This is a genomic window from Acidovorax sp. FG60 (assembly GCF_057808995.1).
Genome location: NZ_JBMDJC010000012.1, coordinates 61490 through 81400, shown reverse-complemented (window position 1 = coordinate 81400; position 19911 = coordinate 61490). Strand labels below are relative to the sequence as shown.

16 protein-coding genes are annotated in these 19911 nt (G+C 65.3%); all 16 read left to right on the top strand.

Features of this window, described 5'->3' with window-relative positions:
* Positions 1-69 precede the first annotated feature (69 nt).
* The 16 genes from apbC to ACODS0_RS18180 all read left to right on the top strand — a co-directional run bounded on the left by apbC (position 70) and on the right by ACODS0_RS18180 (position 19893).
* Positions 70-1161 (top strand): iron-sulfur cluster carrier protein ApbC, encoded by a 1092-nt coding sequence (apbC, locus tag ACODS0_RS18255; RefSeq protein WP_487262120.1) that lies wholly within the window; start codon positions 70-72, stop codon positions 1159-1161.
* Between the two features lie 25 nt (positions 1162-1186).
* Positions 1187-2143, top strand: a complete 957-nt coding sequence (locus tag ACODS0_RS18250) for a LysR substrate-binding domain-containing protein (RefSeq protein ID WP_488836261.1) — start codon at positions 1187-1189, stop codon at positions 2141-2143.
* A gap of 197 nt (positions 2144-2340) precedes the next feature.
* Positions 2341-4239, top strand: coding sequence for an NAD(P)H-dependent oxidoreductase subunit E (locus ACODS0_RS18245; RefSeq protein WP_488836259.1), 1899 nt, complete (start codon positions 2341-2343; stop codon positions 4237-4239).
* The gene (gene fdhF, locus ACODS0_RS18240) at positions 4236-7136 is read left to right on the top strand and encodes a formate dehydrogenase subunit alpha (protein ID WP_488836257.1); all 2901 of its coding nucleotides are present in this window, start codon (positions 4236-4238) and stop codon (positions 7134-7136) included. Before ACODS0_RS18245 ends, fdhF begins: the two co-directional genes overlap by 4 nt.
* Positions 7137-7202: 66 nt before the next feature.
* Entirely contained in the window at positions 7203-7754 is a 552-nt protein-coding gene (locus ACODS0_RS18235; protein WP_121507325.1) for a DUF3305 domain-containing protein, read from the top strand.
* Positions 7747-8508, top strand: a complete 762-nt coding sequence (locus tag ACODS0_RS18230) for a DUF3306 domain-containing protein (RefSeq protein ID WP_488836255.1) — start codon at positions 7747-7749, stop codon at positions 8506-8508. The genes ACODS0_RS18235 and ACODS0_RS18230 overlap by 8 nt, the downstream gene beginning before the upstream one ends.
* Positions 8468-10549 (top strand): 4Fe-4S binding protein, encoded by a 2082-nt coding sequence (locus tag ACODS0_RS18225; RefSeq protein WP_488836342.1) that lies wholly within the window; start codon positions 8468-8470, stop codon positions 10547-10549. The genes ACODS0_RS18230 and ACODS0_RS18225 overlap by 41 nt, the downstream gene beginning before the upstream one ends.
* Entirely contained in the window at positions 10546-11181 is a 636-nt protein-coding gene (locus ACODS0_RS18220) for a TorD/DmsD family molecular chaperone (protein WP_488836253.1), read from the top strand. Before ACODS0_RS18225 ends, ACODS0_RS18220 begins: the two co-directional genes overlap by 4 nt.
* A 147-nt stretch (positions 11182-11328) precedes the next feature.
* Entirely contained in the window at positions 11329-11538 is a 210-nt protein-coding gene (locus ACODS0_RS18215) for a formate dehydrogenase (RefSeq protein WP_055402831.1), read from the top strand.
* 13 nt (positions 11539-11551) lie between these two features.
* Positions 11552-14512 carry a formate dehydrogenase subunit alpha gene (locus ACODS0_RS18210; protein WP_488836251.1) on the top strand — a complete coding sequence of 987 codons (2961 nt, stop codon included), beginning with the start codon at positions 11552-11554 and terminating at the stop codon, positions 14510-14512.
* A 23-nt stretch (positions 14513-14535) separates the two neighbouring features.
* Positions 14536-15153 (top strand): formate dehydrogenase FDH3 subunit beta, encoded by a 618-nt coding sequence (fdh3B, locus tag ACODS0_RS18205; RefSeq protein WP_108616030.1) that lies wholly within the window; start codon positions 14536-14538, stop codon positions 15151-15153.
* The gene (locus ACODS0_RS18200; protein WP_055402825.1) at positions 15153-15395 is read left to right on the top strand and encodes a hypothetical protein; all 243 of its coding nucleotides are present in this window, start codon (positions 15153-15155) and stop codon (positions 15393-15395) included. The genes fdh3B and ACODS0_RS18200 overlap by 1 nt, the downstream gene beginning before the upstream one ends.
* 8 nt (positions 15396-15403) lie before the next feature.
* Positions 15404-16621 carry a formate dehydrogenase subunit gamma gene (locus tag ACODS0_RS18195; protein WP_436131597.1) on the top strand — a complete coding sequence of 406 codons (1218 nt, stop codon included), beginning with the start codon at positions 15404-15406 and terminating at the stop codon, positions 16619-16621.
* Positions 16622-16632: 11 nt separating this feature from the next.
* Positions 16633-17019 carry a hypothetical protein gene (locus tag ACODS0_RS18190; protein ID WP_121508802.1) on the top strand — a complete coding sequence of 129 codons (387 nt, stop codon included), beginning with the start codon at positions 16633-16635 and terminating at the stop codon, positions 17017-17019.
* A gap of 143 nt (positions 17020-17162) precedes the next feature.
* Positions 17163-18152 carry a formate dehydrogenase accessory sulfurtransferase FdhD gene (locus ACODS0_RS18185; RefSeq protein WP_488836248.1) on the top strand — a complete coding sequence of 330 codons (990 nt, stop codon included), beginning with the start codon at positions 17163-17165 and terminating at the stop codon, positions 18150-18152.
* A gap of 109 nt (positions 18153-18261) precedes the next feature.
* Positions 18262-19893: a C13 family peptidase gene (locus ACODS0_RS18180; RefSeq protein ID WP_488836246.1), complete on the top strand. Its 1632-nt coding sequence runs from the start codon at positions 18262-18264 to the stop codon at positions 19891-19893.
* Positions 19894-19911 lie beyond the last annotated feature (18 nt).

The following is a 19911-nucleotide window of genomic DNA, read 5'->3' as shown; positions in this document are numbered from 1 at the left end:
GCGCATTGTCCTTCACGCGCCGGGGGAACAGCGCTTGGATAGACTACCGGCCCCACAGGAGTTAATTGAATGGCAGTCACCGAACAGGGCCTTTTGGCCGCACTTTCCAGCGTGCTGGACCCCCATACGGGCAAGGATTTCGTCAGCACCCGCGCCCTGCGCAATGTGCAGATCAGCGGCGGCGACGTGGCCTTCGATGTGGAGTTGGGCTACCCCGCCAAGAGCCTGGTGCCCGAACTGCGCCGCAGTCTGGTGGCCGCCGCCAAGGGCGTGGCGGGCGTGGACAACGTGTCGGTCAACATCACCACCAAGGTCATCGCCCATGCCGTGCAGCGCGGCGTGCAGCTCTTGCCCCAGGTCAAGAACATCATCGCCGTGGCCTCGGGCAAGGGCGGCGTGGGCAAGAGCACCACCGCCGCCAACCTGGCCCTGGCGCTGGCCGCCGAGGGCGCCAGCGTGGGCGTGCTCGACGCCGACATCTACGGCCCCAGCCAGCCCATGATGCTGGGCATCAACCGCCGCCCTGAAAGCGACGACGGCAAGACCATGGAGCCGCTGGAGAACTACGGCGTGCAGGTGATGTCCATCGGCTTCCTAGTGGACCAGGACGAAGCCATGATCTGGCGCGGCCCCATGGCCACGCAGGCGCTGGAGCAACTGCTGCGCCAGACCAACTGGAAAGACCTCGACTACCTCATCATCGACATGCCCCCCGGCACCGGCGACATCCAGCTCACCCTGAGCCAGCGCGTGCCCATGACCGGCGCCGTGATCGTGACCACGCCGCAGGACATCGCCCTGCTCGATGCCAAGAAGGGCATCAAGATGTTCGAGAAGGTGGGCGTGCCCATCCTCGGCATCGTCGAGAACATGGCCGCGCACGTGTGCAGCAACTGCGGCCATGTGGAACACATCTTTGGCGCCGATGGCGGCAAGAAGATGGCAGCCGAGTACAACATGGACTACCTGGGCGCGCTGCCGCTCGACATGAGCATCCGCCTGCAGGCCGACAGCGGCAAGCCCACCGTGGTGGCCGACCCGGACGGGGACGTGGCCAAGATCTACAAGAAAGTGGCGCGCGACGTGGCGGTGAAGATCGCGCAGCAGGCCAAGGACTTTTCGAGCAAGTTCCCGACGATTTCGATCAGCAAGAACACCTGATCTTCCTGAGTCGCCCCACCGTGCCATGAACCTGCTCGCGTCCCTGCGCTACCTGGTGGCGCTGCACGAGCACCGGCACTTTGGCCGGGCGGCGCAGGCCTGCCACATCACGCAGCCCGCGCTTTCCAACGCACTGCGCGCGCTGGAAAAGGAGTTTGGCGTGGTCGTGGTGCGCCGGGGCCGCAGCTTCGAAGGCTTCACGCCCGAGGGCGAGCGGGTGCTGGCCACAGCCCAGCGCATGCTGCACGAGCACCAGGTGCTGCAGCAGGACCTGAGCAGCGACGCCGCCCACCCGCGCGGCACGCTGCGCCTGGGCGCGGTGCCCACCGCCATGCCCATCCTGGCGCGGTTTGCGGCGCAGCTGCAGGCGCGGCACCCGGGCATTGTGCCGGTCGCGCTGTCGATGAGCTCGCAGGCGCTGGAGGCGGGGCTGGAGAGCATTGCACTGGACCTGGCGCTGGGCTACACCGAGCGCATGCCTGCACGCGGCGGGCCATTGCGTGCTTGGCCGCAGTATGTGGAGCACTATTTTTTGCTGCGCCGGGCGCCGAGTCAGCGCAAGGGGCCGGCGCGCGGGCTGCAGATCGGCCCTCCCATGGCCTGGGCCGATGCGGCGGCCTTGCCGCTGTGCCTGCTCACCCCCGAGATGCACAACCGCAGCCTGGTGGATGGCGCGTTTCGCAGCGCGGGTGCTACGGTGCGGCCCGCCATGGAAACGGATTCGGTATTGACCCTGGCGTTGAGCGTGGTGGCAGGCCAGGTGTGCAGCATCCTGCCCGGGGCGCTGGTCGATGCCGTGCGCGGCCATGACGGGTTGGAGGCGCTGCCGCTGACGGGCCCGGTGCTCACCACGGCGATTGGATTCATGTCGCACCGGCAGGTGCAGCCAACGCGTGCACTCGATGCGGCGCTGGCGCTGGCGCAAGACTCCGATTGGCTGCAGCATGCCGCCGCGCACAGCGGGCTGTTGGCAGTCCACTGACCCAGGCTCGACCCACCGCCGGGGCGGCCATAGGCGATTAGCAGGGCATCGCAAACCCGGCTGTTTCATTTGTTTTTGTGATCGACCCATGTGCATCGGCAATTTGACGCTGCATGCGCCCCTGGCCGACACTGCGGCATCGCGCCCGGCCTATGCAGGCGCTTTCATACAAAACAACGCCCCCACGCCCCCGCTCCATGCACCTTGCCCCCGAAGCCCCTACCGTTGCCGCCGTGTCCGTCAACGACATGCGCGAGCGCATCCGCCGCAAAAGCCGCCTCAAGGGCCGCCAGCCCGAGGACGCAGCGATGGCCGATGTGGCGCAGTTGCTGGGCCCGCGCCCGGCCGAAGGCTTCCGGCGCGACCTGCTCATTGAATATCTGCACCGCCTGAACGACCATTTCGGCGTGCTGCACGACCGGCATCTGGTGGCGCTGGCCAAGCAGCTGAATCTGCCCATGGCCGAGGTGTACGAGGTGGCGAGCTTCTACCACCACTTCGAGATCGTGCGCGGCGAGGATGCCCTGGCCCCGCGCCTGGTGCTGCGGGTGTGCGACAGCCTGAGCTGCAGCCTGGCGGGTGCGCGCGAGCTGCTGGCCGCGCTGCCCGAGCGCCTGCGCGCCGCCGGGCAGGGCGATGTGCAGGTGCAGGCCGTGCCCTGCGTGGGCCGCTGCGAACAAGCGCCCGTGGCGGTGGTGCACCAGTGCCCCGTGCCACACGCCACGGTGGATACCATGCTGAAGGTGGTGAAATCCAGGCCAAATCGGGCTCTAGCGCTTCATCCACAATCGCTAGTAGCTATTAATTTTGATATTTCTGAGCTGTCCGAGAAGAGCGTGCCAACGCAGCCGGACGGGATCAGCCCCGCGCACACCGACCTCGTCACCTACCGTGCCCACGGCGGCTACCAGACCGCCGCCGCGCTGGTCAACGGAGAGATGGACGCCGAGGCCGTGCTCGCTGCCATGGAGGACTCGGGTTTGCGCGGCCTGGGCGGCGCGGGCTTCCCGGCGGGGCGCAAGTGGCGCATTGTTCGGGACCAGCCCGCGCCGCGCCTGATGGCCGTCAACATCGACGAGGGCGAGCCCGGCACCTTCAAGGACCGTACCTACCTGGAGCGCGACCCGCACCGCTTTCTGGAAGGCGTGCTCATCGCCGCCCAGGTGGTGGGTACCGAGGCCATCTATATCTACCTGCGCGACGAATACCACGGCTGCCGCGCACTGCTGCAAACGGCGCTGGACGACCTGCGTGCCGAGCCGCCATGCCCGCTGCCGCACATCGAGCTGCGGCGCGGTGCGGGCGCCTACATCTGCGGCGAAGAGTCGGCCATGATCGAGAGCATCGAAGGCAAACGCGGCGAACCCCGCATGCGCCCGCCCTACATCGCGCAGGTCGGCCTGTTCGGCCGGCCCACGCTGGAGCACAACTTCGAGACGCTGTACTGGGTGCGCGACATCGTCGAGCGCGGGCCGCAGTGGTTTGCCAGCTTCGGCCGCCACGGGCGCAAGGGGCTGCGTAGTTTCAGCGTGAGTGGGCGCGTGAAGCACCCCGGCGTCAAGCTCGCGCCTGCGGGCATCACGGTGCAGGAACTCATCGACGAATACTGCGGCGGCATGCTGGACGGCCACCTGCTTTATGCCTACCTGCCCGGCGGCGCGTCGGGCGGTATCCTGCCCACCAGCCTGAGCCACATACCGCTCGACTTCGACACGCTGCAGCCCTACGGTTGCTTCATCGGCTCGGCCGCCGTCATCGTGCTCAGCCAGCACGACCGGGCGCGCGATGCGGCGCTCAACGTGATGCGCTTCTTTGAACACGAAAGCTGCGGCCAGTGCACGCCCTGCCGCGTGGGCACGGCCAAGGCGGCCACGCTGATGCAAGCGCCGAAGTGGGATGAAGAACTGCTCGACGATCTGGCACAGGTAATGGCCGACGCCTCCATCTGCGGCCTGGGCCAGGCCGCGCCCAACCCCATCCGCTGCATCCACAAATACTTTGCGCACGAAGTGGGCGAGGGCCCCTGGCCGGGCGATTTGCCCAAGCCGCGCAACAGCCCGCTCACCGAGCAATTGCCCGGAGGGTTGAAGCCATGAGCGCCGTGTTGACATCTACTGCTGCGGCGCAGCCCGCCGTGGCCTTCGAGCTGGACGGCCAGCCCATCACCGCCCGCCCTGGCGAAACCATCTTGAAAGCCGCGCAGCGCCACGGGGTGGAGATCCCGCACCTGTGCTACAGCGATGGCTTGCGCCCCGACGGCAACTGCCGCGCCTGCGTGGTCGAGATCGCGGGCGAACGCACGCTGGCCCCCAGCTGCTGCCGTGCGCCGACCGAGGGCATGAAGGTACAGGCCGCCAGCCCCCGCGCCCGCAAGAGCCAGCAGATGGTGGTGGAGATGCTGCTGTCCGACATGCCGGACGTCGGGTATCGGTGGAACGACCAAAAGGCCGAAACTCCTGAATTGATAGCTGATATCGCTTATCCATCAAGCGCTAGCGGCCAATTTGACTCAAAAAATGCAGAAACGATAGGCCAGCACGGCGAGTTGAGCGAATGGGCGGATCGCCTGGGCGTCTCCGTGCGCCCGGCGCTCAAAGCCCTGTGCCGCGAGCAGCCCGCACCCGACCTGAGCCACCCCGCGATGGCCGTCAACCTGGATGCCTGCATCCAGTGCAACCGCTGCGTCCGCGCCTGCCGCGAAGAGCAGGTCAACGATGTGATCGGCTACGCGCTGCGCGGCTCGAATAGCAAGATCGTCTTCGACCTCGACGACCCCATGGCCGAGAGCACCTGCGTGGCCTGCGGCGAATGTGTGCAGGCCTGCCCCACGGGCGCGCTCAGCCCCAAGACACACATCGGCCCGCAGGCGGTGGACCGCAAGGTCGATTCGGTCTGCCCTTTCTGCGGCGTAGGCTGCCTCATCACCTACAACGTGCGTGATGAAAAGATCATCAGCGTCGAAGGTCGCGACGGCCCGGCCAACCATGGGCGCCTGTGCGTGAAAGGGCGCTTCGGTTTCGACTACGCCCACCACCCCGACCGCCTGACGGTGCCGCTGATCCGAAAGCCCGGCGTGCCCAAGGAGGTACGGCCCTACGGCGCCGACTGGCGCGACACCTTCCGCGAAGCGACCTGGGACGAGGCGCTGGACCTGGCCGCCGGCACGCTGAAAAGTCTGCGTGACACGCATGGCCCGAAAGCGCTCGCAGGTTTCGGCTCGGCCAAGGGCAGCAACGAAGAGGCCTACCTGTTCCAGAAGCTGGTGCGCACCGGCTTTGGCAGCAACAACGTGGACCACTGCACGCGGCTGTGCCACGCCTCCAGCGTGGCCGCGCTGCTCGAAGGCGTGGGCTCCGGCGCGGTGAGCAACCCGGTGCACGACGTGGAGCATGCCGAGCTGATCTTCGTGATCGGCTCCAACCCCACGGCCAACCACCCCGTGGCAGCCACATGGATGAAAAACGCCGCACAGCGCGGCGCGAAGATCGTGCTGGCCGACCCGCGCATCACGGACATCGGCCGCCGCGCCTGGCGCACGCTGCAGTTCAAGGCCGACACCGACGTGGCCATGCTCAACGCGCTGATCCACACGGTGATCGACGAAGGCCTGGTGGATGACGCCTTCATCCGCGACCGCGCCAACAACTTCGAGGCCTTGAAGGCCAACGTGATGGGCTGCAGCCCCGAGGCCATGGCCCCGGTGTGCGGCATCCCGGCCGAGACGCTGCGCGAGGTGGCGCGGGCGTTCGCAAAAAGCAAAGCCTCGATGATTTTGTGGGGCATGGGTGTGAGCCAGCACGTGCACGGCACCGACAACGCACGCTGCCTGATCGCGCTGTGCGCCGTCACCGGCCAGATTGGCAAGCCCGGCTCGGGCCTGCACCCGCTGCGCGGCCAGAACAACGTGCAGGGCGCGAGCGACGCGGGGTTGATCCCCATGATGTTCCCCAACTACCAGCGCGTCGACAACGCGGGGGCGCATGCCTGGTTCGAGGACTTCTGGGGCACCCGGCTCGATGGGTCACCGGGCTACACGGTGGTCGAGATCATGCACAAGGCCCTGGCCGACGACAGCGACCCGCACAAGGTGCGCGGCATGTACATCATGGGCGAGAACCCGGCCATGAGCGACCCCGACCTGAACCACGCGCGCCACGCGCTGGCCAGCCTGTCGCACATGGTGGTGCAGGACATCTTTTTGACCGAGACCGCCTGGCTGGCCGACGTGGTGCTGCCCGCCAGCGCCTGGCCCGAAAAGACCGGCACCGCCAGCAACACCGACCGCATGGTGCAGATGGGCCGCCGCGCCCTGAACCCGCCGGGTGATGCGCAGCCGGACCTTTGGATCATTCAGCAAATCGCGGCGCGGATGGGTTTGGACTGGCACTACGAAGGCGAAGAATCCGGCGTAGCGGCTGTCTACAACGAAATGCGCCAGGCCATGCACGCGAGTATTGAGGGCATTACCTGGGACCGGCTGGAGCGCGATTCGAGCGTGACCTACCCTTGCCTTACGGCCGACGACCCCGGCCAGCCCATCGTCTTCACCGAAAAATTCCCCACGCCCACGGGCCGCCTGCAACTGGTGCCCGCCAGCGTGATCCCGGCGGCCGAAAAGCCCGATGCCGACTACCCGCTGGTGCTCATCACCGGCCGCCAACTGGAGCATTGGCACACCGGCAGCATGACGCGGCGCAGTGTGGTGCTCGATGCCATCGAGCCCATGGCCACGGCCTCCATGCATGGCGACGAACTTGCGCGGCTGGGCGTGGTGCCGGGTGCGCTGGTCGGCATTCGCTCGCGGCGCGGCATGCTGCAGGTGCGCCTGCGCCGCGACGACGGCACGCCGCGCGGCACGGTCTTCATGCCTTTTGCGTACGTGGAGGCGGCAGCCAACCTGCTCACCAACGCGGCGCTGGACCCGTTTGGAAAGATCCCGGAGTTCAAGTACTGCGCGGTGGCGGTGGAGGTGCTGGAGGGGGCTGCAAGCTGACCGTGCGCAGAGGGGCTTTACGGACAAAGCTGCTGGTGGTCTTGCTCCGGGGTAAAGTCTGCGCCCATGACTGAGCGCCCCTACACCGACGTTGCCGTGATCATGCGGTGCGAGCACATCGACAACCGCTGGCAGCCCTGGCGGTGGTCGCTGGCCGAGGTGGTGATCAACGAGCCCGCCTTTGGCACCGAGCCGCGCCAGATCCTCCGGGACGAGCGCGAGCAGCGCTGGTTGTTCCCGGGGTTTCGGGCAGAGCTGTTCCGCGACGACGCCGAGGGCTACCACCTCAACCTCACTTCGCCCGCCCCGTGCTGGTTTGTGATGTGGCGCCGCGATGACGACCCCGGCACTGGCGAGATCCCGCTGGCCCGCCCCGTGGCTGTGAGCCTGAGCTACCACGACGCCGGCCGCTGGCTGGACGCGCAGGAAACCGTGGAACAGGTGCCAGCCGCGCCCGAAGTGGTGGAAGCGCTGCGCGCCTTTGTGGCCGAGCACTACCAGCCCGAACCCAAACGCCGCAAGCGGCCGGACAGTTTTCGCACGCTGCAAGACCGGTTTGGTAACCCTGCATCTGTGTCCACTGAAAAAACGCGTGGTGGAGGTGGCGGTCATGGCTGACGGGTTCCTGGGCCGCTGGTCGCGCCGCAAGCAGGAGGTGCGCGAAGGCAAGCCGGTGGAGGAACCACCACCACCCGCGCCGTCGTTGCCACCGGCCGCGTCTTCGTCGTCACCGCCTAACCCGTCCTCCGTGGCAGCCGGCGCCGCCCCCACCGCCGCAGAAGGCGCTGCCCCTGCTGCAGAAGCCCCTCCGCCACCCACGCTGGCCGATGCCCAGGCGCTTACGCCGGCATCCGATTTCAAGGCCTTTGTGGCCCGCGATGTATCGCCCGAGGTGCGCAACCTGGCCATGAAGAAGCTCTTTGCCGACCCGCACTTCAATGTGATGGATGGCCTCGATATCTACATCGGCGACTACACCCAGCCCGACCCGCTGCCCGAAGGCATGCTGCGCAAAATGGCCAGCGCCCATGCGATGGGCTTTTTTGATCACGAAAAGAAGGCTGATGCAGCGCCTGATGTTCCAGTCAATGGCGCCGCCGTAGAAGCCAGTGCAGACGCAGAGGCAATAGCCCCTGCCCTTGCTCAGCCTCGGGATGATGCGGAGGGGCACGCCCCCGCAGACGTGGCACAGTCCGGGGTATGCAACGCTATTCCTAGCGCCCCCTCCAGCGAGCTCGAGATGGCCGCCCGCCCCCATAAGGATGCGGTGGCCCTGCCAGCCAGCCACATAGAACATGACCACGACGCTCATCTGCGACTGCAACCAGACGATGCCCCTCAACGCGAAGGCGTTGGGCGCGGCGCTGCATGAAGACCTGACACTCCACTCCACCCTGTGCCGCCGCGAGGCGGGGGCCTTTCAGAAGGCCATCCAGTCCGGTGACGATGTGGTGGTGGCTTGCACCCAGGAGCAGCGCTTGTTTGGCGATCTGGGCCAGCAGACCGAAGGCGCGGTGTCGCCCATCCGGTTTGTGAACATCCGCGAAACCGGTGGCTGGAGCCGCGATGCCGCCAAGGCCAGCCCCAAGATCGCCGCGCTGCTGGCCGCCGCCCGCCTGCCTGATCCACCGCCCGTGCCCACGGTCACTTACAAGAGCACGGGCCACTTGCTCATCATCGGCCCCCTCGACCAGGCCGAACAGGCTGCCGCCCTGGTGTCGGATGTGCTGGATGTGACCCTGTTCACCCAAGGCCCCGGCAATGCGGGTGGTGCGCAGGCGCGGCGTTTTCCCGTGCTGGGTGGGCGCATTACGGGCCTTACCGGCTGGCTGGGTGCGTTTGAGCTGCAGTGGAAGGCCGACAACCCCATTGACCTGGACCTGTGTACACGCTGCAACGCCTGTGTGGCGGCCTGCCCCGAGAACGCCATCGGCCTCGATTACCAGATCGACATGGCGGCCTGCAGCTCGCACCGCGACTGTGTGAAGGTGTGCCAGGTGGCGGGTGCCATCGACTTCACCCGTGACGCCCCGGCGCAGACCGAGCGTTTTGACCTGGTGCTCGACCTGCGTTCGCCCACCGCCACGCCCACCTTCTTGCAGCACGCGCTGCCGCAGGGTTACCTGCGCTGGGACGGGCGTGGTGATGGGGTCAATATGGCCACGCTGCTGAAGCTGCGCGAGCTGGTGGGCGAGTTCGAAAAGCCCAAGTTTTTTGTCTACAAACAAAAGCTTTGCGCCCACAGCCGCAACGAAACCGTGGGCTGCAATGCCTGCGTGGACATCTGCTCGGCCGAAGCCATTGCCAGCGACAAAAGCCGTCAGCAAATCAAGGTGAACCCCAACCTGTGTGTCGGCTGTGGCGCCTGCACCACCGTGTGCCCCACGGGCGCGCTGACCTATGCCTACCCCAGTGCGACAGAACAGGGCACCAAGCTCAAGACCTTGCTGTCCACTTACACCGCCGCGGGCGGCAAGGACGCCGTGGTGCTGCTGCACAGCCAGGAGCGCGGCCAGGCGCTGGTGGAAGAGCTGGGTCGTGCCGCCCAATTGAAACTGGCGCAGGGCGTGCCTGCCAACGTGATCCCGGTGGCGCTGTGGCACACCGCCAGCACCGGGGTGGACCTGTGGCTCAGCGCCATTGCCTACGGCGCCTCGCAGGTAGTGTTGCTGACGACCCAGGAGGAAGCGCCGCAGTACCTCGACGGCCTGCAGGCGCAGATGGATGTGGCGCAAGCCATCTTGCGGGGCCTGGGCTACACGGGCACCCATGTGCAGCTGCTACGCGCCACCCATCCCACCGAGCTGGACTCCGCCTTGCAGGCCCTGGGCCAGACGCGCCAGAAGACCCCGGCCGTGGCCGCGCGCTTTGCCGTGGCGCAGGAAAAGCGCAGCACGCTGGAGATGGCTCTGGACCATCTCATCGAGCAGGCCCCGATATCTGTGGCCGAGCGACCTGCAGCCATTGCCTTGCCCGCAGTGGGTTCGCCCCTGGGCACGATTGAAGTCAACAAGGACCGCTGCACCCTGTGCCTGAGCTGCGTGAGCGCCTGCCCAGCCAGTGCGCTGCAGGACAACCCGCAGCTGCCGCAGCTGCGCTTTATCGAAAAGAACTGCGTGCAGTGTGGCCTGTGTGCCACCACCTGCCCCGAAGACGCCATCACCCTGCAGCCGCGCCTGCTGCTGGCGCCGGAGCGTGCGCAACTGCGCGTGCTCAACGAGGCCAAACCCTGGGCCTGTGTGCGCTGCAGCAAGCCCTTTGGCACCGTCAAGGCCATCGAGGCCATGCTGGGCAAACTGTCGGGCCACGCGATGTTCCAGGGAGACGCGCTGGAGCGCCTGAAGATGTGCAGCGATTGCCGCGTGATTGACCTGTATTCCTCCCAAAGCGAAACGAAAGTGACGGACCTGTGAGCGCCCAACCTGCTTCTTTGACCCCCCCTGGCGGCAGTTCTGCGCTGGATGAGGAAACGGCACGCGCCGAACTCTATGGTCTGCTGTCGCAGCTGTACTACGCCGCGCCCAGCGCCGAGTTGTCGTCTGCCTTGCGGGTAGCCGTGACCGAGGCACCCGCCGACGGCGCCTTTTTGCAAGAGCCTTGGCAGGTGCTGGTGGGCGCGGCCCGCGAACTGAGCGATGCCGCCATCGCGCAGGAGTTCGACCGTCTCTTTGGCGGTGTGGGCAAGCCCGAGGTGTTTTTGTATGGCTCGCATTACCTGAGCGGTTTTCTGAACGAAAAGCCACTGGCCCGTTTGCGCACCGACCTGGATCGGCTGGGGCTGGCACGCGACGATTCCATGTCCGAAACCGAAGACCACATCGCATACCTGTGCGAGGTGATGCGCTACCTGATCGCGGGGGATGACGTAGCTGTCTGCAACCTGACAGCACAGCGCGACTTTTTTGCAACGCATCTGCAGCCCTGGGTTTTGCAGTTGTGTGATGCCTTGGCTGCCCAACCGCAGGCGCGCTTCTATGCAGCGCTGGCCCAGTTCACACGGGCCTTCGTGTCGGTGGAGGCCCAGGGCTTCGACATGCTCGACTAACCTCTGGGAGGCTCGAAAAGCCTGCTCAGGTTGCTACAAAAGATGAGTGTCTTAGTGGGAGGTGTAAAGCTCGATTGCAGGCTTTTACACACTGACATAGACTGTATGAATTCCGTTTCATAGCTGCCAGCCATTCTGGAGACAAGCATGCAGAACCGCCAGCCCAATTCCTCACGCCGGAGCTTCTTCTCCGGCGCTGCCACCGTAGGGGCTGCAGCCGCAGCCGTCGTGGCACTCCCCCATGTAGTTCCCTCAGATGCCGTCGTGTCTGAACCCGCTCGGGTGGCGCCAGAAAAAGGCGGTGGCTATCACCTGTCTGCGCACGTGAAGCAGTACTACAAGACCACCCAACTCTGAAGCGGGGCGTGCCATGTTGCTAACCAAGAAGTCCTCCCACGCTGCGCAGGTCGCATCGTCTCCTTTTGTGCACAGCTTGCGCCGTGGCCTGTCGCAGGCGCTGCCCACGATGGACCGCCGCTCGTTCCTGCGCCGCTCCGGCCTGGGAGTGGGCGTAGGTATTGCGGCGTCGCAGCTCACGCTGGTCAAAAAATCCAATGCTGCCGAGGGTGCCAAGGTGGGCATCGGCGACAGCAAGATCGAAGTACGCCGCACCATCTGCACCCACTGCTCGGTGGGTTGTGCGGTGGATGCGGTCGTCGAGAACGGCGTGTGGGTGCGGCAAGAGCCTGTGTTCGATTCGCCCATCAACCTGGGCGCCCACTGCGCCAAGGGTGCGGCACTGCGTGAACACGGCCACGGCGAATACCGCCTGCGCTACCCCATGAAGCTCGTCAACGGCAAGTACGAGCGCATCAGCTGGGACACGGCCCTGAACGAAATCACGGCCAAGATGAAAGAGCTGCGTGCCGCCAGCGGCCCGGATAGCGTGTACTTCGTCGGCTCGTCCAAGCACAACAACGAGCAGGCCTATCTGCTGCGCAAGTTTGTGAGCTTCTGGGGCACCAACAACTGCGACCACCAGGCACGCATCTGCCACTCCACAACAGTGGCCGGCGTGGCCAACACATGGGGCTATGGCGCCATGACCAATTCGTACAACGACATGCAAAACAGCAAGGTCGCTCTGTACATCGGCTCTAACGCGGCCGAGGCCCACCCGGTGAGCATGCTGCACATGCTGCATGCCAAGGAAACCGGCTGCAAGATGATCGTGGTGGACCCACGCTTCACCCGCACCGCAGCCAAGGCCGACGAATACGTGCGCATCCGCTCGGGCACCGACATCCCGTTCCTCTTCGGCCTGCTGTATCACATCTTCAAGAACGGCTGGGAAGACAAAAAGTACATCAACGACCGTGTCTATGGCATGGAGAAGGTGCGCGAGGATGTGCTGGCCAAGTGGACACCCGACAAGGTGGAAGAGGCCTGCGGCGTCAAGGAAGACCAGATGTTCAAGGTCGCCAAGATGCTGCACGACAACAACCCCGGCACCATCGTATGGTGCATGGGCCAGACCCAGCACACCATCGGCAACGCCATGGTGCGTGCCTCGTGCATTTTGCAACTGGCACTGGGCAATGTGGGCAAAACGGGTGGCGGCACCAACATCTTCCGCGGCCACGACAACGTGCAAGGTGCCACCGATGTCGGCCCCAACCCCGATTCGCTGCCCGGCTACTACGGCCTGGCCGAAGGCTCGTGGAAGCACTTCGCCGCAGTCTGGGGTGTGGACTTCGAGTGGATCAAAAAGCAGTACGCATCGCCCGCGATGATGACCAAGAGCGGCATCACGGTGTCGCGCTGGATCGATGGTGTGCTGGAGAAGAATGAGCTGATCGACCAGGACTCCAACCTGCGCGGAGTATTCTTCTGGGGCCACGCGCCCAATTCGCAGACCCGTGGCCTGGAAATGAAGCGGGCCATGGACAAGCTGGATCTACTCGTGGTGGTGGACCCGTACCCCTCGGCCACCGCCGCCATGGCCGCCATGCCCGGCAAGGCCGAAGACCTGAATCCCAACCGTGCGGTGTACCTGTTGCCAGCCGCCACGCAGTTCGAGACCAGTGGCTCGTGCACTGCCTCCAACCGCTCCATCCAGTGGCGTGAGAAGGTGATCGAGCCGCTGTGGGAGAGCCGTTCGGACCACATGATCATGCACCAGTTCGCCGAAAAGCTGGGCTTTGCGGCCGAGCTGTCCAAGAACTACAAGATGCAAAAGGTCAAGGGCATGGACGAGCCCGTGGTCGAAGACATCCTGCGCGAAATCAACAAGTCGGTCTGGACCATTGGCTACACGGGCCAGAGCCCCGAGCGCCTGAAGGCCCACATGCGGAACATGCACCTGTTCGATGTGAAAACCCTGAAATCGAAGGGTGGCAAGGACAAGGAAACCGGCTACGACTTTGGGGGTGACTACTTTGGCTTGCCATGGCCCTGCTACGGCACGCCGGAGCTCAAGCACCCTGGCTCGCCCAACCTGTACGACACCTCCAAACACGTGATGGAAGGCGGCGGCAACTTCCGCGCCAACTTCGGCGTCGAGAAGGATGGCGTCAATCTGCTGGCCGAGGACGGCTCGCATTCGGTGGGCAGCGAGATCACCACGGGCTACCCCGAGTTCGACCATGTGCTGCTGAAAAAGCTGGGCTGGTGGGACGACCTGAGTGACGCCGAGAAGGCCAAGGCCGAAGGCAAGAACTGGAAGACCGACCCTACGGGTGCGATCATTCGCGTGGCCATGAAGCATGGCTGCCATCCGTTTGGCAACGCCAAGGCCCGCGCTGTGGTGTGGAACTTCCCCGATGCCATTCCGCAGCACCGCGAACCGCTGTATGGCACCCGGCCCGACCTCATGGCCAAGTACCCCACCCACGACGATAAGAAGGCCTTCTGGCGCCTGCCCACGCTGTACAAGAGCGTGCAGGAGAAAAACGTGGCGGACAAGGTGCACGAGAAATTCCCGCTCATCCTCAGCTCTGGTCGTCTGGTCGAGTATGAAGGCGGTGGCGAGGAAACCCGCTCCAACCCCTGGCTGGCCGAGTTGCAGCAGGAATCGTTTGTCGAGATCAACCCCAAGACTGCCGCAGACCGGGGCATCCGCAACGGCGAGCGCGTGTGGCTCAGCTCGCCCACCGGCGCGCGCATCAACGTCCAGGCGCTGGTGACGCCACGTGTGGCGCCCGATACGGTGTGGATGCCGTTCCATTTCTCGGGCCGCTGGCAGGGCGCGGACATGCTGGCTTATTACCCCAAGGGCGCGGCGCCTGTGGTGCGCGGTGAAGCCGTGAACACCGCAACGACGTATGGCTACGACAGCGTGACCATGATGCAAGAAACCAAGACCACGATCTGCAACGTGGAACGCGCCTGATCGCGCCACGCAAGGAGACACACATGGCACGAATGAAATTCATCTGTGACGCAGAGCGCTGCATCGAATGCAACGGCTGCGTGACCGCCTGCAAAAACGAACACGAGGTGCCCTGGGGCGTGAACCGCCGCCGCGTGGTCACGCTCAACGACGGTGTGCCGGGCGAAAAATCCATCTCGGTCGCGTGCATGCACTGCAGCGATGCACCCTGCATGGCTGTTTGCCCCGTCAATTGCTTTTATCGCACCGAAGAAGGTGTGGTGCTGCACGACAAGGATGTGTGCATTGGTTGCGGCTATTGCAGCTACGCCTGCCCCTTTGGTGCGCCGCAGTTCCCTTCGTCCGGCACCTTCGGCGTGCGTGGCAAGATGGACAAGTGCACCTTCTGCGCCGGTGGCCCCGAGGCCCACGGCAGCCAGGCCGAGTTTGAAAAATACGGCCGCAACCGCCTGGCCGAGGGCAAGCTGCCCGCCTGTGCAGAAATGTGCTCCACCAAGGCCCTGCTGGCCGGTGATGGCGATGTGGTGGCAGATATCTTCCGCAACCGGGTGGTGCAGCGTGGCAAGGGCGCCGAAGTGTGGGGCTGGGGCACGGCCTATGGGTCACAACAGGCAGGCCAGCCTGCAGGAGGCAAGTCATGATGATGAAGCGTCTTGTTCATTCGGCCCTGGCCGCCGCTGTGGCGCTGGTGGCGCTGACCGCCTGTGGCGAGAAGCCGCAGACCGGCGCGGGCATCCGTAGCGATGCAGCTCCCTATGCAGGTACGGGCAGCAATTTCATGCAGCCCGGCTGGAAGGCCGGAGACAAAGCCGGTTGGGAAGCGCAGTTGAAGGCGCGTCAGCTGTACGGCCAGAACGAATACACCCGCACCCAGTCCAAGTGAGGCCCGCCATGAAACACATCATGTGGTCCCTGGCTTTGGCGGCGGGATGTGCCTGGGGGCCAGCGGGTGCCCAGGCTCCGGCAGCGCCAGATGCCGCCGCGCCTGCGGTCACGGCACCGGCTGCTCCCGCAGCGACAGGCGGCATTCAAAGCCAAAACATTTTCGAGGTCAAGCCAGACGCCAGCGCAGACCCCAAATACGCCGAGCAGACCAATGGCGAACGCGCCAAGGTGCAGCCCGGCAACAACGCGCCCATGTGGCGCCAGGTGGGGCAGGGCGTGACGGGCTACAGCAGCCTGCCGAAAAGCCAGGCGCCCGAGGCGGGCAACCTGATCCAGCCGTTCGTGCAGTACCCAGGCTCGCGTTTCACCAACGCAGGCGAGGCATGGCGCCAAGTACGCAACCACTGGATCATTCCTTACGGTGCGGCCTTGTTTGCCATCGTGTTGCTGGCGTTGGGCATCTTCTACTTTGTCAAAGGTCCGCTGGGGCATGAACACCCTGACGGCACCGGAGCCCGCCGCATCGAACGCTTCACACCTTTCGAGCGTGCTGCGCACTGGTCCAATGCCTTTGCGTTCATCGCGTTGGCCATCTCTGGCATTGTCATGGCGTTTGGCAAGTTCTTCCTGCTACCCATCATGGGGGCCACGCTGTTTGGCTGGCTTACGTATGCGCTCAAGAACGTACACAACTTCATGGGACCGCTGTTTGCTGTCTCATTGCTGGTGATCATCCTTACCTTCGTCAAGGACAACATCGCCAACCGGGCCGACTTTGTGTGGCTGTCCAAGGGCGGCGGCATGCTGGGGGGTGACCACCAGGTTCCTTCCCACCGCTTCAACGCCGGCGAGAAGGGCCTGTTCTGGTGGGGCATCACCATCCCCGGCATCTTTGTGGTGGCCACCGGCTTGGTGCTCGACAAGCTCATTCCTGGCTTTGGTGACGTGCGCGGCGACATGCAGATCGCCCACATGATCCACGCCACCCTGGCGATCTGGATGATGGCGCTGATCTGCGGCCACATCTACATGGGCACGGTGGGCATGCGCGGCGCCTACAAGGCCATGAGGACGGGGTACGTGAGCGAGGGGTGGGCCAAGGAGCACCACGAGCTTTGGTACGACGACGTGCAAGCGGGCAAGATTCCCCGCCAGCGCAGCGCCAACCCATCCGCAGCCGATGCTGCAGCTACACCATCTGCGGGCCAGCCCGCGCAGGTATGAGGTTCCGCACCATGATGCAATTTTCTCGATCTTCCCTGCTGGCGTTGTGCGCGGCCAGCGTCTGTACCCTGGCATCGGCCAAGCTGCCTGCGCCTTCACCGGAGTCTGCCGCCAAAGCTGCAGAGGCGGCGGCCAAAGCCGCCTGGGCCGGCAAGGTGGACAACTACAAGTTGTGCCTGTCACAAGACCGTGTGGCGGCCCACTACCGCAAAACCACGCCAACAGCCAAGCCTGCAACGGCAGCAGGCGCTGCGTGCACCGACCCCGGCCCCTTCGCCTACACACCTCCCGCTGCCAAGCCCATTGAAGCGGCGGGTGCCCATTCGCCACCGGGCACGGCCAGCAGCCCACCCAGCACGCTGGCACCTGCCGCAGCTGCGTCAGCGCCCAAATCCTGACGCCAACCACTGTCCCGCCGTCAAAAAGAGCCGCGCCCACTTGGTGGAGCGCGGCTTTTTTTTGGTGGTCGCCGTACGTGCTTTTCCCCGATTCAGATGCCCCATGCCCCTCCTTGGGGAGAGGTACTGCGTATATTCGCACCATGTCTCTTTCATCACCGTCCGCCTCCCCGGCTGCGCCCGTGCTGCCGCGCCTGACGCAGGCGCATGCGCCCCTTACCCACAGCGTGGAGGTCGTGAACGAACTGGGCGAGCGCGAGCAGGTACAGATCCCCGCCGAGCGACCGCTCACAATCTATGTCGACAAGCGTGAACTCGTCACCCTCATGACCCTGGGCGCGCAGCCGGAACTGCTGGTGCTGGGCTATCTGCGCAACCAGCGGCTGGTGGAGTCCGTGTTCGACATCGAATCCATCACCGTCGATTGGGAGGTGCACGCCGCCGCCGTGCGCACGCGCCACGGCATCGCCCGCATTGAAGAGCGCACCGCGAGCAAGGTGGTCACCACCGGCTGCGGCCAAGGCAGTGTGTTTGGCGGGCTCATGGACGAGGTGGACCGCATCACCTTGCCTGAGGCACGCCTGACGCAAGGCGAGCTGTACGGCATCGTCAATGCCATCCGCCTCAAGGAAACCACCTACAAGTCCGCGGGCTCCGTGCACGGTTGCGCCTTGTTCCGGGGGGAGGCGCTGCTCACCTTCGTGGAAGACGTGGGGCGCCACAACGCCATCGACACCATTGCAGGGTGGATGTGGATGAATACAGATGGCAAGGGTCCGGAAAGTGGCGCTTCCTCCACGCTATCCGGCGGCACGCCTGCAGAAAATGCCGCTTCGGAGAGCCTGCACGCGCCCATGTCCGGTGCAGACAAGGTGTTCTACACCACGGGCCGACTCACCAGCGAAATGGTCATCAAATCTGCGCAGATGGGTGTCCCCATCGTGGTGTCCCGCAGCGGCATGACCCAGATGGGGCACGCCGTAGCGCAGCAACTGGGCCTGTGCGCCATCGGGCGCGCCACCAATCGCCGGTTTGTCTGCTACAGCGGTACAGATCGGCTGGTGCTGCAGCCGGAGCTGGCGCAGGTACCCGTCGTACCGGTGGCCAGAGGCGGAGCTGGAACTGCCTCCTGAGGAGGCGGGGCTGTGTGAAGGGGGCGTTACGCGATTTCGGGAATCATCGCAGTGCGAACTGCCGGCTGGTGGTTGAAAGAAACCGCTCCCGCAATGGCATGATCGCCCCATGAAAGACCTGAACGCCAAGAGCGCCTGGGCCGATACCCTGCCCAGCCAGTGGGGGCCCGAGTCCGCCAAGATCGAAATACCCTTGGGGGAGCAGGCGCCCGCGCCATCTGCCGGCGCCGCATCCACCATGGCCCCGGCTTCCGCCAAGTTGTCCCTGTGGGACTGGATGCGTGAAGGCCTGCGGGCCGCGTTGTTCCTGTCGCCGCGCACTGCTGCTGCAGCGCCTTCACCCTGGCAGGTGCTGGTGCTGTCGCTGCTGGGTGGCGCGTTGCTGGTGGGGGCTGCGCGGTTTCAGGTGGCGGGGCCTGTGCAGTTCAATCTGCGGGGCTGGCTGGCGCCGATGTGGAGCAGCCTGGTGCTGATGTGGCTGGCCTGGTGGGCCATGGCCCCGGCACAGCGTGCGGCGGCACAAGAGCCCTCGGAGGGTGTTTCGGGGCCTTCGGGCGGGCTGGCGGCCTGGTATGTGTTGTCCGCGTGGGCTCCGCTGGCGCCTTTGTTGCTGCTGTATGCCTTGATGGGGGCCGTGGCGCACAAGCCAGACCTGTGGGGCGGGGCGGTGGCTGGCAATATTTTCTGGGTGGCCTATGGCGTGCTCACGCTGTGGGTGCTGGCCACGCTGGTGGTGGTGAGTGCACGCTTCATCCGCTCGCGGCTGCGCACGGCCATCTTTTCGGTGGCGATGGCAGCCGTGATCGGGGTGGGCATGTGGCAGTTCCAGGACCAGCCCTGGGAGCTGGACGCCTTGGCCGCTGCATCTGCCCAGTCGGGCGAGGAGGGACAGGCACAACCGGAGCCCGCGCACCTTGTGCTCTCGCAAGCAGTTTTTGAAAACCAGCAGGCGCTCTGGGATCGGCAAGTGCAGGCCCTGCCTGCTGGCCGCGATGGCGTGGTGGATGTCTATGGGCTCGTGTTCGCCCCCTACGCCAGCGAAAACGTGTTCCGGCGTGAAAGCACCATGGTCAGCACGCTGCTGCAAGAGCGCTTTGACGCCCAGGGCCGTGTGGTTCACCTGCTCAACCACGCAGAAACCGCCGATACGCATGCCTGGGCCACGCCGCAGAACCTGCAGCGTGCCATCGCTGCGCTGGCCCAGCGCATGGACCGTGACAGCGATGTGCTGGTGATCTACATGACCTCGCACGGTGCGCGCAACCATGAGCTGGCGGCCTCGCACTGGCCGCTGGAGGTGCCCCCCGTCACGCCCGAAATGCTGCGCGCCATGCTGGACGAGGCGGGCATCCGCCACCGCGTGATTGCCGTGTCGGCCTGTTTCTCGGGCGGCTGGATCGAGCCCTTGGCCACCGACAGCAGCCTCATCATGACCGCCGCCGATGCCACGCACACGTCATATGGCTGCGGCACGCGCTCCGAGCTGACCTTCTTTGGCCGGGCGGTGTTCCACGAACAGCTGCGCCAGACACATTCGTTCACCGAAGCCTTTGCCAAGGCCGTCCCCGTGATTGCGCAGCGCGAGGTGGAGGCGGGCAAGCAAGACGGCTTCTCCAACCCGCAGATCCATGTGGGCGCGCAGATTGTGCCGGTGCTGCGTGTGCTGGAGCATCGCCTGCAAACGGCAGAGGCAGAGGGCAGCGCGGAGGCCCAGGTGGCCGCAGCGGGCGCAAAGCCCTGAGCTTCGCCAGAGCGTTCC